Origin of the sequence: Blautia sp. HCP3S3_D9 (assembly GCF_052063845.1) — a bacterium.
Classification (GTDB): Bacteria; Bacillota; Clostridia; order Lachnospirales; family Lachnospiraceae; genus Blautia_A.
The window spans coordinates 1-12,436 of record NZ_JBQHWS010000104.1 but is presented as its reverse complement, the minus strand read 5'-3'; the positions used below and the strand labels follow the sequence as shown (position 1 = coordinate 12,436).

At 45.9% G+C, this 12,436-nt stretch carries 15 protein-coding genes; 8 read left to right on the top strand and 7 right to left on the bottom strand.

What is annotated here, in order from left to right; all coding sequences use genetic code 11:
- Window positions 1-168 precede the first annotated feature (168 nt).
- Together ACTNES_RS15775 and ACTNES_RS15770 are read right to left on the bottom strand one after the other, a co-directional pair.
- Window positions 169-969 carry a helix-turn-helix domain-containing protein gene (locus ACTNES_RS15775; protein WP_002575858.1) on the bottom strand — a complete coding sequence of 267 codons (801 nt, stop codon included), beginning with the start codon at window positions 967-969 and terminating at the stop codon, window positions 169-171.
- 78 nt (window positions 970-1,047) lie between these two features.
- Window positions 1,048-1,311, bottom strand: a complete 264-nt coding sequence (locus ACTNES_RS15770) for a hypothetical protein (RefSeq protein ID WP_002575859.1) — start codon at window positions 1,309-1,311, stop codon at window positions 1,048-1,050.
- A gap of 228 nt (window positions 1,312-1,539) precedes the next feature.
- Here ACTNES_RS15770 and ACTNES_RS15765 point away from each other — a divergent pair, with 228 nt between their 5' ends.
- The 5 genes from ACTNES_RS15765 (at window position 1,540) to ACTNES_RS15745 (ending at window position 5,380) form a co-directional block, all read left to right on the top strand.
- Window positions 1,540-1,953 (top strand): cysteine-rich VLP domain-containing protein, encoded by a 414-nt coding sequence (locus ACTNES_RS15765; RefSeq protein ID WP_002575860.1) that lies wholly within the window; start codon window positions 1,540-1,542, stop codon window positions 1,951-1,953.
- A 111-nt stretch (window positions 1,954-2,064) separates the two neighbouring features.
- The gene (locus ACTNES_RS15760) at window positions 2,065-2,460 is read left to right on the top strand and encodes a replication initiator protein A (protein ID WP_002575861.1); all 396 of its coding nucleotides are present in this window, start codon (window positions 2,065-2,067) and stop codon (window positions 2,458-2,460) included.
- Between the two features lie 173 nt (window positions 2,461-2,633).
- Window positions 2,634-3,578, top strand: a complete 945-nt coding sequence (gene mobV / locus ACTNES_RS15755; protein ID WP_002575862.1) for a MobV family relaxase — start codon at window positions 2,634-2,636, stop codon at window positions 3,576-3,578.
- Between the two features lie 40 nt (window positions 3,579-3,618).
- Window positions 3,619-3,774 carry a hypothetical protein gene (locus ACTNES_RS15750; RefSeq protein WP_002575863.1) on the top strand — a complete coding sequence of 52 codons (156 nt, stop codon included), beginning with the start codon at window positions 3,619-3,621 and terminating at the stop codon, window positions 3,772-3,774.
- A gap of 94 nt (window positions 3,775-3,868) precedes the next feature.
- Complete coding sequence (locus tag ACTNES_RS15745) at window positions 3,869-5,380, top strand: recombinase family protein (protein WP_002575864.1); 1,512 nt, start codon at window positions 3,869-3,871, stop codon at window positions 5,378-5,380.
- 57 nt (window positions 5,381-5,437) lie between these two features.
- Here ACTNES_RS15745 and ACTNES_RS15740 read toward each other — a convergent pair whose 3' ends face one another.
- Complete coding sequence (locus ACTNES_RS15740) at window positions 5,438-6,091, bottom strand: GDSL-type esterase/lipase family protein (RefSeq protein ID WP_441040078.1); 654 nt, start codon at window positions 6,089-6,091, stop codon at window positions 5,438-5,440.
- A gap of 98 nt (window positions 6,092-6,189) precedes the next feature.
- Between ACTNES_RS15740 and ACTNES_RS15735 the strand changes: the two genes are divergently transcribed.
- Window positions 6,190-6,789 carry an ROK family protein gene (locus ACTNES_RS15735; RefSeq protein ID WP_291817242.1) on the top strand — a complete coding sequence of 200 codons (600 nt, stop codon included), beginning with the start codon at window positions 6,190-6,192 and terminating at the stop codon, window positions 6,787-6,789.
- Window positions 6,790-6,914: 125 nt separating this feature from the next.
- Here ACTNES_RS15735 and ACTNES_RS15730 read toward each other — a convergent pair whose 3' ends face one another.
- Window positions 6,915-7,370: a YhcH/YjgK/YiaL family protein gene (locus ACTNES_RS15730; protein ID WP_441040077.1), complete on the bottom strand. Its 456-nt coding sequence runs from the start codon at window positions 7,368-7,370 to the stop codon at window positions 6,915-6,917.
- A 220-nt stretch (window positions 7,371-7,590) separates the two neighbouring features.
- On the opposite strand from ACTNES_RS15730, the gene ACTNES_RS15725 reads away from it, so the two are divergent.
- Window positions 7,591-8,448, top strand: a complete 858-nt coding sequence (locus ACTNES_RS15725; protein WP_291804163.1) for a MurR/RpiR family transcriptional regulator — start codon at window positions 7,591-7,593, stop codon at window positions 8,446-8,448.
- Between the two features lie 48 nt (window positions 8,449-8,496).
- Here ACTNES_RS15725 and ACTNES_RS15720 read toward each other — a convergent pair whose 3' ends face one another.
- The 3 genes from ACTNES_RS15720 to nagB all read right to left on the bottom strand — a co-directional run bounded on the left by ACTNES_RS15720 (window position 8,497) and on the right by nagB (window position 11,181).
- On the bottom strand, window positions 8,497-9,198 hold the full coding sequence (locus ACTNES_RS15720; RefSeq protein WP_291804166.1) for an N-acetylmannosamine-6-phosphate 2-epimerase: 702 nt from the start codon (window positions 9,196-9,198) through the stop codon (window positions 8,497-8,499).
- An 18-nt stretch (window positions 9,199-9,216) separates the two neighbouring features.
- Window positions 9,217-10,320 (bottom strand): N-acetylglucosamine-6-phosphate deacetylase, encoded by a 1,104-nt coding sequence (nagA, locus tag ACTNES_RS15715; RefSeq protein ID WP_441040076.1) that lies wholly within the window; start codon window positions 10,318-10,320, stop codon window positions 9,217-9,219.
- Between the two features lie 117 nt (window positions 10,321-10,437).
- Entirely contained in the window at window positions 10,438-11,181 is a 744-nt protein-coding gene (gene nagB / locus ACTNES_RS15710; RefSeq protein ID WP_441040074.1) for a glucosamine-6-phosphate deaminase, read from the bottom strand.
- A 351-nt stretch (window positions 11,182-11,532) separates the two neighbouring features.
- Here nagB and ACTNES_RS15705 point away from each other — a divergent pair, with 351 nt between their 5' ends.
- Window positions 11,533-12,360: a MurR/RpiR family transcriptional regulator gene (locus ACTNES_RS15705; RefSeq protein ID WP_441040072.1), complete on the top strand. Its 828-nt coding sequence runs from the start codon at window positions 11,533-11,535 to the stop codon at window positions 12,358-12,360.
- The last annotated feature ends 76 nt before the right edge of the window (window positions 12,361-12,436 follow it).

The window sequence follows — 12,436 nt, the reverse complement described above, 5'->3', positions numbered from 1 at the left end:
GTTTGTCATTTGCGGAATTGGCATTATCATCGTTGCGCTTGCCGTATTTTTACTACCCGGTTTGAGAGAGATTCACAATACGCAATAATCAACTGCACCTTTTTCTATTACTAAACAAAATGCCTGGATGGTGGTTCTGAAAAACCAGAACCGCCGTTCAGGCATTTTTTATCTTCGTCCTCTCTGCGGTTTTGGATTCTTCAGCAAGTCGGATTTTTCCGCAATCTTTTTCAGCCACTTCCGTTCTTCTACTGACAGCTTCCTAAAATTCAGCTTGAGCCGTTTGCAGATAAACGCCAAGTACGCTTGTTCCGTGTCGCTGTCCTGGCTGACGATTTCACCAGCAGTTTCCAGCATTTCTTTTAGCGGGTTATCCTCTGGGACGCTGAAAAAATCGTCCTTGTGTGTTTCCCGCAGAGCAAGGGCAATCCCGTTTATGTCCCGTTGTATCACATAGCGGCAAAACTCGTCCTCATCAATATGGGCGGTGATAAGCTGTCTTAACTGCGTATCACTCATGCCAGGATTATGCTTTTTTATAACAGTTGCGCTCATCGTGTCCACTATGGCGTTTGCACCCTGCGCCTGTTTCAGTGCCGTTCCGTTCACATAGATTTCAAGGTCAGCCATCAGCCGGGGGAAATCCGGGTGCGCCGCCAGCTCACACAGCAGGGTATTGTCTATCCTCCCGCTTTTCAGCAGGTCAATCATTTCATCACTCAAACGCAGGTCTGCAAGATCGGCGTTTGGGTGATTTTTCATTTCAGACAGCCCCAGCAGATAATCAGCGGTCACACCGTAAAACTTCGCCAGCCGGATAAGGGCATAGTGGCTGATGTCCTTGAAGTCTTCCGTTTCGTAACTGCCCAGCGCAGACTTGGAAAGCCCGGTCTGCTCCGCAAGCTGCCCCAGCGTCAAGCCACGCTCCACACGTAGGTCTTTTAATCGCTCTTGTATGGATAAAGACATATTCACCCTCCTTGCTAGCTCAACGAAAGAGAAGCCGTTATGCTATGTACTATGCTCATAGCATAACGGCATAGGCATTTACAGTTTTATTTTACCATTTGCTACATCTTCACGAAATTTATCAACAAGCTTCGCTGTCAGCTTGGATTTACCGTAGTGTTCAAGTACAAAAGTACGATAACTTTTTCCATCTACAAGCACATCACTTTTTCTGGTCAACAACCAATTTCCGTTACCTCCTCCCTGTTCTCTAATATTCCAGTCTTTCCCATATCTTTTATAGATTTCATCTTTTTTACCTTGAACAGACATTGATTCGCTTGGAATATAAACAATTTGCATAATAGCTCCTCCTTTATTTTGTGCAAGAAGACCAGAAACCTGAATTTGTCTTTTATCTTTTTTTGATTATATCACAAATCCGAGAGCGTGGAAATAGGGAGTTTTTCAGGCTGATTTCCTACCTCTTGGATATACGGCACAGGCGGTCAAAAAGGTGTAGACTTGGGATAGTTCATCGATGGACAAGCACCTTGGAAACAGAACACGCCAAAGAAAACGGAGGGACGCATGAGCAAAAGACCCTATCAACACCTGCCGCCGCTGGAACACAGGCCGGACGGCTCCCCCTACCGCATAACCCCGCCCCAGAAGAGACGAGCCAGCGGCCTGATACGCCGGGAGTGCTGCAACTGCGAGGACGGAAACTGCCTTGCGCTGGACGATGGCGACACCTGCGCCTGTCCGCAGATGATTTCGTTCTCCGTCTGCTGCAAGTGGTTCCGCTGGGCGGTCTTGCCGCTGGACAGGACGCTGGAAGCGGAGATTTACCGGGACAGGGACTTGAAACGCTGTGCGGAGTGCGGCGGTGTGTTCGTCCCGAAGTCCAACCGGGGCAAATACTGCCCGGACTGCGCCGCCAGAGTTCACAGGCGGCAGAAAACAGAAAGTGAACGGAAAAGGAGGTCTGCTGTGGACAGTTAAGAGCGGGAAAAGCCTTGATTTGCAAGGCTCCGCAAGCCCTCAACCGGGGCGGCTGGTATCATTTATCATTCGCCCCGGAAAACGGGCCTCTAACCGTCCACAAAACACGCTATGACAAACACGATTTATATTCACCAGCCGGAAAAGGCGTTCAGTTTCACCCGGCTCCCCAATTTCCTTTTTGAAGCACCCACATTCCAGCCCTTGAGCAACGAAGCGAAGGTGCTGTATGCCTTTGTCCTGCGCCGGGCGGAGTTGTCCCGGAAGAACGGCTGGGCGGACGAGTACGGGCGGGTCTACCTGTACTACCCCATCTGCGAGGTGGTCGCTTTGCTCCGCTGCGGGCGGCAGAAAGCGGTCAACACCCTGCGGGAGTTGCAGTATGCGGGGCTGGTGGAAATCCAGAAACAGGGCTGTGGAAAACCCAACCGCATTTACCCGAAATCCTATGAAGCGGTTCCAAACACCGACTTCAAGAAATCCGGTTATGGTACGCCGGAGGGCTGAAAACCGTACTTGGCGAGTACGAAAATCAATCCTCTTGAAGTACGGAAATCTGACGGTATATAGAAATACAGAGATTAAAACCATCTATTTACATTCATTCCATTCCAATCCTATCAGAGATATTTTCGGCGGGAAAACCCGCCGGAAAGGAATGGAATGGGGAAAGGAGTTCAATGGCACAACACGCAATTTTGCGATTTGAGAAGCACAAGGGCCACCCGGCGGGGCCGCTGGAAGCCCACCATGAACGGAAAAAGGAGCAGTACGCCAGCAACCCGGACATTGACACCAGCCGGAGCAAGTACAATTTCCACATCGTCAAGCCGGATGGCCGCTACTACCATTTCATTCAGAGCCGCATCGAGCAGGCCAGATGCCGCACCCGCAAGGACAGCACTCGGTTTGTGGACACGCTGATTACCGCCAGCCCGGAGTTTTTCAAGGGCAAGTCCCCAAAGGAGATAGCGGCCTACTTCCAGAGGGCGGCGGACTTCCTCATTGACCGGGTGGGCCGGGAGAACATCGTTTCGGCTATGGTACACATGGATGAAAAAACGCCCCATCTGCACTTGGTCTTTGTGCCGCTGACAAAGGACAACCGCCTGTGCGCCAAAGAAATTATCGGCAACCGGGCCAATCTGACGAAGTGGCAGGACGATTTTCACGCCTGTATGGTGGAGCAGTACCCCGACCTGGAGCGTGGGGAAAGCGCCAGCAAGACGGGCCGGAAGCATATCCCCACCCGGCTGTTCAAACAGGCGGTCAACCTCTCCAAACAGGCGAGGGCCATTGAAGCGGTTCTCTCCGGCATTACCCCGCTGAACGCCGGAAAGAAGAAAGAGGAAGCCCTCTCCATGCTGAAAAAGTGGTTTCCGCAGATGGAGAACTTCTCCGGGCAACTGAAAAAATACAAGGTCACAATCAATGACTTGTTAGCGGAAAATGAAAAGCTGGAAGTCAGGGCAAAGGCCAGCGAAAAAGGCAAGATGAATGACACGATGGAACGGGCGAAGTTAAAAAGCGAACTGGACGATATGCGGCGGCTGGTTGACCGTATCCCGCCGGAGATTTTAGCGGAACTGAAACGGCAACAGCGGCAGCATGGAAAGGAAAGGTGATCTTATAAGTAATATCAGATACAAAAAGGAAATCGAAATCGTGACTTTTCAGGGAAAGGAAATCACACTGGAAAATCTCTCCCCGGTGTTCACGCCGGAACAGGAAGCAGCCAAACGCCGGGAACTGGAACAGCAGCTTTATGAGGTGTTCCGCAAGTACGCCGACAAGCGGGAGAGTGAGGAAGCCGGGACATAAGGTTTTCCAAACCCATCATTGATTTGCGGGGCTGCTGGCGGTATAATAGAACTGTCAGCAGCTCCGTTTCTTTTTTAAGAAAAGGAGCGACAATATGAACAATCGGATAGACGCAATCTATGCAAGACAATCGGTAGACAAAAAGGACAGCATTTCCATTGAAAGCCAGATTGAATTTTGCAAATACGAGTTGAAAGGCGGTAACTGCAAGGAATACACAGACAAAGGGTACAGCGGCAAGAACACAGACCGTCCGAAGTTTCAAGAACTGGTGCGGGACATCAAGCGGGGCTTGATTGCAAAGGTCGTGGTTTACAAGCTCGACCGTATCAGCCGTTCCATTCTGGACTTTGCCAACATGATGGAGCTGTTCCAGCAGTACAATGTGGAGTTTGTGTCCTCTACGGAAAAGTTTGATACCTCCACGCCGATGGGACGGGCCATGCTGAATATCTGTATCGTGTTCGCCCAGCTTGAACGGGAAACGATACAGAAGCGGGTAACGGACGCTTACTACTCCCGCAGTCAGCGGGGCTTTAAGATGGGCGGGAAAGCCCCTTACGGCTTCCATACGGAGCCTATCAAGATGGACGGTATCAACACAAAGAAGCTGGTGGTAAACCCGGAGGAAGCGGCCAATATCCGGCTGATGTTTGAGATGTACGCCCAGCCCACAACTTCCTACGGGGACATTACCCGGTACTTTGCCGAACAGGGGATTTTGTTCCATGGCAAAGAGCTGATACGCCCCACGCTGGCGCAGATGTTACGCAATCCTGTCTATGTGCAGGCAGACCTTGATGTGTACGAATTTTTCAAAAGTCAAGGTACAGTCATTGTCAATGACGTTGCCGATTTTACGGGCATGAACGGCTGCTATCTGTATCAAGGGCGAGATGTAAAGGCCAGCAAGAAAAACGACTTAAAAGACCAAATGCTGGTACTGGCTCCCCATGAGGGTATCGTCCCCTCCGACACCTGGCTGACCTGCCGCAAGAAGCTGATGAATAACATGAAAATCCAGTCTGCCCGGAAAGCCACCCACACATGGCTGGCAGGAAAAATCAAGTGCGGGAATTGCGGGTATGCTCTTATGAGTATCTACAATCCCTCCGGCAAACAGTATCTCCGCTGCACGAAACGGCTGGACAATAAAAGCTGTCCTGGCTGTGGGAAAATCATCACTTCGGAACTGGAAGCGGTTGTTTATCAGCAGATGGTAAAGAAGCTGGCAAGCTACAAGACGCTGACAGGAAAAAAGAAAGCGGCAAAGGCAAACCCGAAAATCACCGCCCTGCAAGTGGAACTTGCCCATGTAGACAGCGAGATTGAAAAGCTGGTGGACAGTCTGACGGGGGCAAACAATGTCCTGTTCTCCTATGTGAATGTGAAGATAGCGGAACTGGACGGGCGCAAGCAGGAACTTCTGGCAAGGATAGCGGAGTTGACTGTGGAGGCCATCAGCCCGGAACAGGTCAGCCAGATTTCCGGCTACCTCGATACCTGGGAGAATGTATCTTTTGATGACAAGCGGCGTGTGGTGGATTTGATGATCACCACCATAGCCGCCACAAGCGACAGCTTGAACATCACATGGAAAATCTGACTGGCGGCACCCCTCCCGTCAGATACCTACCCTGTGTAGTCCCTTGTAAACTGTACTTTACTGCTGTTCAAAAATCTCTCTGATCTTTTTATCCAGTGCCTCTGCCAGTTCCTTATGTCCCTGTGCAGTCAGGTGCATATGATCGATATCATTCGGGGCTGCTTTCACCACTTCATTGGCATCCAGATAATAACATCCAAATTGTCCTGCGATGCGTTTATACTCTGCTGCCAGTCCCTGAGATTTCTCTGCACATCCTTTTCCCATCGTTCCGGCTACATTTGAATGTTCATATTCCTTGCCGATATTCTGCGGTGTTACAATCAGGATCTGCGATTTGCCATCTCTCCAGCAGTCTGTTGTTGCAATAGCTTTCTTTACCAGACGGATCATTCCCAGACCGATAGCCGGTGCGCCTGCGCTGAAGCGTTCTTTTGTATCATTTGTTCCCAACATAATCACAAGCAGACCTACCGGTTCATGACTCATAAGACATGGATAAAGATAATCCAGTCCGGAAAGGCCCTCAAAAACAGGATCTCTGAGGCAGGTCGTTCTGCCGGAAAGGCCCTCTTCCAGAATCAGGTAGTCCTCTCCCAGAGATTTCTGCAACAGACAGGTCCATCTTTCATTTTCATCAAAACGGCCATCATTCATGGCACAGTATCCATGTGTATTGGAATCTCCAAAGCATATAATATGTTTCTTCATTATCTGTATCCTCCTATCCAGGCATTGCTGTTCTTTTCATTTTTACAATACCTTTTAACCAAGCATTATTAAGTATCAACATCTCTAAAATATGTTAAGTGAAATTAGTTTTCTCAGCTCAATTTTTTTCCTATAAATATCATAATCCTGGCAGGAAATCTTTTCTCTGTCTCACTTATGGAACCGGTGTCGGCGGCGCTATTATAGAAAATGAGCAGGTTTATCATGGTTCTTCTTTCTCTGCCGGAGAATTTGGAGCAGTTATCACTCATGCAGAAGAAAAGCTTTCCGGTACTGATCCTTTTGACGGATGTTATGAACGTTATGCTTCTGCTACTGCATTAGTAAAAATGGTTTCTGAGATTGATCCTTCCCTTACCAATGGACGGCAGATTTTTGCAAATCTTGAGCGTCCGGAGATTAAGGCAGTTGTAAATAAATGGATTGATGAGATCGTGCTTGGACTTACTACCCTGATCCATATCTTTAACCCTTCCTGCATTGTTCTTGGCGGCGGTATCATGGTTCAGCCATATATTCTGGAGCAGATCAATGTACGCATTCCGCAAATGGTAATGTCCAGTTTTTCTCACGTGCAGATTTCCAGTGCAAAGCTTGGAAATTCCGCCGGACTTTTAGGTGCTTATCATCTCGCAGCCCAAAAACTTGAAATGTCTGATCTTTCAGACCAAAAATAATTTCTGTCATTTTTCTTAACGCTTTTCACACTTATATATAAAAGAAAACCGGATTCTGTCAGACCATAAGGCTTCTCAGAATCCGGTTTTCTTTCTTTCAGTTTTATACCAGCTTTCTTATTCTGCTATTTTACCAGCACTTTTCCTACTGCTTTTCTTACATGTTCCGCACCACCATCTGCCATGATTTTGACCTTATGTGCATCTTCCGGGAATACGATCAGGGCTGCACCTGGTTTTAAGGTAACGTAATTTTCTGTAGGACCGTTTCCAAGTACATAGTCGGCTTCTTTGTCTTCTTTAGTGATCGTCAGTACTGACACATCGCTGACTCCCATTTTTTCTTTTCCGGAGATCATCATATGGATGTCTGCATATTTCTCATGAGCTTCAAAGATAGTCTCTTCTTCCGGCAGAGTCTCATATTCGAAGCAGTTGATATACGCATAATCCCCATCTACTTCATTTCGTCCGTTCTTTAATTCTTCCAGAGAATGGCTGGTCAGATAGTCGATCAGTTTGTCCAGATGTTCTCCCAGACCTTTGTATCGGGTTATGTGTTTGATTTCAGTGTAGATCATTTTCATTTCCTCCTTTGGTTCTTTTTTTGAAATATATTTTCATTTTTATATATTATTGATAATTATTTTTATCTCATCTTGCATAAGGCCACAAGTTGTTTTATAATATTTATAAGGATATCAGGGTCAAAAATATTTTGTCCCTGACTTGATATCCACGGATTGCTATGCTACACTCCCGCAATCCTGATATCAAACAGATTCTAACGGAGGTTTCTTTATGGCAGATAATATTCTTGACTCTATCACAGAACAATATCATTCCCTTACCAAATCCGGAAAGAAGCTGGCAGATTATGTATTTTCCCATACAGCAGAGACTCAATATTTGTCAATCACTTCCCTTGCTGAAAACTGCGATGTATCCGAAGCTACTATCACCCGTTTCTGCCGTGGCCTTGGCCTTTCCGGTTATAATGCATTTAAACTTGCATTAGCTCAGGCAGACCGCACCACTGACTTAGGAGATTCCGGCAACTCTGCTGAACCTGTATCTTCCGAAGATTCCATTGCAACGATCGGTGCAAAGGTACATGCCGCCAATATCCTTTCTCTTAATGAGAGTTATGAACTCTTTGACGAAGAAAGTATGACCAGAGCAGTTTCTATTCTTTCCAAAGCCCGCAGGGTTTACTGTTTCGGGCAGGGCGGAAGTATGGTTATGGCAATGGAAGCATGGGCACGTTTCTCAACTGCTGCCCCTAATTTCATACATATCAGTGACTCTCATATGCAGGCCAGTGCAATCTCTCTGGCAGATTCAGAGGATGCGATCCTTTTCTTCTCCTACTCGGGTTCTACCAAGGATATGTGCGATACGTTGAATATTGCTTCACAGCGAGGCGTTCCTGTGATCCTGATCACACATTTCCCGAAATCTGCAGGTGCAGAATTTGCAACGGTTGTTCTCCAGTGCGGATGCAATGAAAGTCCTCTGCAATCCGGATCCGTTGCTGCTAAAGTCGGTCAGCTGTTTATCATTGACTGTCTGTTCTATGGATTCTGCTGCCAGAAGCCTGAGATCAGATCCGCAGCCCGTTCTGCAACAGCACAGGCTATTACAAATAAGCTATTATGATTTTAAAAAAGGGATGTCCAATCGACACATCCCTTTTTTGTTCCCATTCTATTTACTTGCTTCGATTGCCTTCTGGAATCTCTGTGCGATCTCCAGCGGACGTGTGATCGCTCCGCCTACTACGATCGCCCATGCCCCTGTCTGAAGTGCTTTGACAGCCTGATCCGGATAATGAATCTTACCTTCTCCGATAACCGGAATGTCTGTATCCTTTGCCAGTCTTTCCATCAGTTCGTAATCCGGTTCATCTTTCTTAGACGTATAAGCTGTATAACCGCTCATTGTAGTTCCAACGATATCTACGCCGCATTTCCATGCGTTGATACCTTCTTCATAATTGGAAATATCTGCCATAAGGATAATGTCCGGATATTTCTCTTTGATCTGTGCGATAAACTCATTGACCGTTGTACCGTCACCACGTTTACGGAGTGTACAGTCCAGAGCCACAACATCAGATCCTGCTGCTACCAGATCATCTACTTCTTTCATAGTAGGTGTGATATAACCTTCATATCCAGGATACTGGATCTTTACAAGACCGATCACCGGAAGTCCGGTTTCTTCTTTGATGGCAATAACGTCACGAATACTGCTTGTACGGATTGCAGGTGTACCCGCCTGTTTCGCTGCACGGGCCATCAGATACATAATAGATTTCTCTTCTACATATAATGGCTCACCTTCTACAGCCTGGCAGGAAATGATCATTTTTCCATGGATCGCATCTAAAATCTCTTTTTTCGTCATAGTCTTTCTCCTTGCTTTCTACAGAACCTTAACAATATTCAGTTCTTCATCTGTCAATACAATGTCTGCCCGTTTTCCAAGGGTAAGGGATCCGACTTCATCATAAATTCCAATGCTTCTTGCCGGATTTGCTGTTGCTGCCAGGATTGCATCTCTCTCCGATACACCCATGGAGATAACACACTTCATACAGTCAAAAAGGCAGGTTGCTGAACCGGCGATCGTACCGTCTGCCAGAGTTGCTTTTCTGTCTTTCATCGTTACTTCCTGACCGCCTAGCTCATACAGTCCGTTCTCCATACCTGTTGCCATCATGGAGTCACTGATAAGGATGACTCTGCTGTCTCCAAACAGGCGGAAAGTATTGCGTACAGTTGTTGGATGAATATGGATTCCATCTCCGATCAGTTCCACCATACAGTCCTGATTGTCTGCCACAGCACCGATCACGCCTGGCTCTCTGTGTCCCATAGGATTCATGGCATTATAAAGATGAGTTACATGAAGCGCTCCCTCTTTCATTGCTTCTGCCGCGCAGTTATAATCTGCTGCTGTATGTCCAATGGAAATAACTACTTCGTTATGTAACTCTCGGATAAATTCCTCAGAGCCTTCCATATTTGGTGCAAGAGTTACTAGTTTGATCAGTCCACCTGCCGCTTCATTACATGCTCTGAAAAATTCAACGTCCGGTTTACGGATGTAGCCTTCTACATGTGCTCCCTTTTTCGCAGGATCAAGAAAAGGTCCTTCCATATTGATACCTACAATACGGGCATAGGTTTCATCCTGCTTTACATCCTTTGCTGTCTGGAAAATCTTAAGCAGTTCTTCTTTCGGAAGTGTCATGGATGTCGGACAGTAGGATGTGATTCCCTGAGACTTTTCATACTGAAGGATTGTTCTTAACCCTTCAACATCTGCATCTGAGAAATCATGTCTGACTGCACCATGACTGTGGATATCTACCAGACCAGGTAAAATCTTCAGTCCTGATGCATCCAGCTCCGTTTTATCTGTCACTTCTTCCGCAGAAGCCACGATCCTGCCTTCTTCTATATACAGGTCTGTTACTTTATAACTTCCATCTTCCTGAAAAACTTTTCCATTCTTTATAATCATGTGATTTTTGCCTCTTTTCTCCCTGAATTCCTGCTGTTAGGGCAGTTGCTGTTTATTTCAGAAACAGGTATCTGCCCGGTGCAGCCATATATTGTCATTATCTCACAGGAGCAAAAATTACAAAAGTCCTTTTTCTTTAATAAGACTTAAAGCATCTTCATCTGCTACTACAGTTACATCCTGATGAAGCTGAAGGATAGATGCCGGTACGTTTGGTGTGATCGGTCCGTACAGGGATTTGTACAGAGCGTCTGCTTTGGCACTTCCTGTTGCTACAAGGAGGATTTTCTTAGCAGCCATAATGTTCTTGATTCCCATGGTGTATGCCTGTTTCGGAACTTCATCCATGCTTTCAAAGAATCTTGCATTTGCCTTGATAGTGCTTTCTGTAAGGTCTACACAATGAGTTTCCTTCTCAAAAGCTTCTCCGGGTTCATTGAAACCAATATGTCCGTTTCCGCCGATTCCCAGAAGCTGGATATCAATTCCACCTACACTGCGGATGATCTCATTATAATCTGCACATGCTTTGTCGCTGTCTTCTTCCAGTCCGTTTGGCACATAAGTTCTTGTTTTGTCAATATTTACATGATCGAATAGGTTTGTGTTCATGAAATAACGGTAGCTCTGGTCGTTGTCACCGGAAAGTCCTTTATACTCATCCAGGTTTACAGATGTGATCTGTGAGAAATCAAGGTCACCTTTGTTGTACCACTCGATAAGCTGTTTATATAATCCGATCGGTGTAGATCCTGTTGCCAGTCCGAGAACTGCGTTTGGTTTCATAATAATCTGGGCAGACATGATATTAGCTGCTTTTCTGCTTACGTCCTGATAATCTTTACCTACATAAATGATCATAGTTTTTCTCCTCTTTTGCGTGTCATCTGACACTTCCGATTTGTTATGGATTCATTATAATTCGCTCTGATTCTATTTTCAACGAAAGTGTTATCTTTAGAATCTTCTTTCAATTTTTATCATTTTATTCTCTTCAACGGATTTGTTTTACCAACAGGATTGAAATTACTTTCTTTACTATTGTTTTTTTTGAAAATATTTACATTTCTCCTTGAGAAAAAAATTATGTGATGATATAGTAATTTCAGGATTATTTTTATCGCCGAAAACGAGACAAACGTTACTGTCCCCTCCGGGTCCAGTAACAAATAAACAGCAATATTTGCATACTACAGAAAGGACTGATTCCGCATGTCATTAAATAAGCGTAAGATCATCCCTTTGATTGAATCTTATTATCATACATTTACTCCTCTGGAGAGAACGATCGCTGATTTCTTTATCCACAATACAGAAGAACAGGATTTCTCTTCCAAAAATATTTCAGGACTTCTGTATGTGTCGGAGGCTTCCCTTTCACGTTTCGCCCAGAAATGCGGATTTCACGGATACCGGGAGTTTATTTATGAATACAAACAGAGCCTGACTCCGGGTCCCGAAGAGAACATCCCGAATTTCGAAGTATCGGAATTTAATACTTATCAGGAACTTCTGAATAAATCCAACGCTCTGCTGGACAAAGCACAGATCGCACGGATCACAAATCTGCTGGTTTCCAAACCTCGTGTTTATGTCTACGGCAGAGGCAGTTCCGGTCTCGTAGCTCAGGAGATGAAGCTTCGTTTCATGCGTATCGGACTGAATATCGAAGCAGTTACAGACAGTCATATTATGAAGGTGAATTCTGTTATTCTGGATGAGAACTGTCTGGTCATCGGTATCAGTGTCAGCGGACAGACGGATGATATTATCTCTTCTCTGAAGGCTGCACATCAGCACGGAGCTTATACACTTCTTATGACCGCAAGACAGGACAAATCCTATCAGGACTTCTGCGATGAAACGCTCATCTTCGCAAGCATGGAACATCTGGAATATGGAAATATCATTTCCCCACAGTTTCCTATTCTGCTGGTTCTGGATGTACTTTATGCTCACTATCTGCAGATTGACAGGAGCAAAAAAGAAGCTCTGCATGAATATACGATACAGACACTTCAGCCATTTCTGATTAAATAGCCAAAATACTGTATGATAATACTGATTAGTGAATTACTCGGTAACTGAGTTACCAGAGCATCTGAATTAAGGCGGG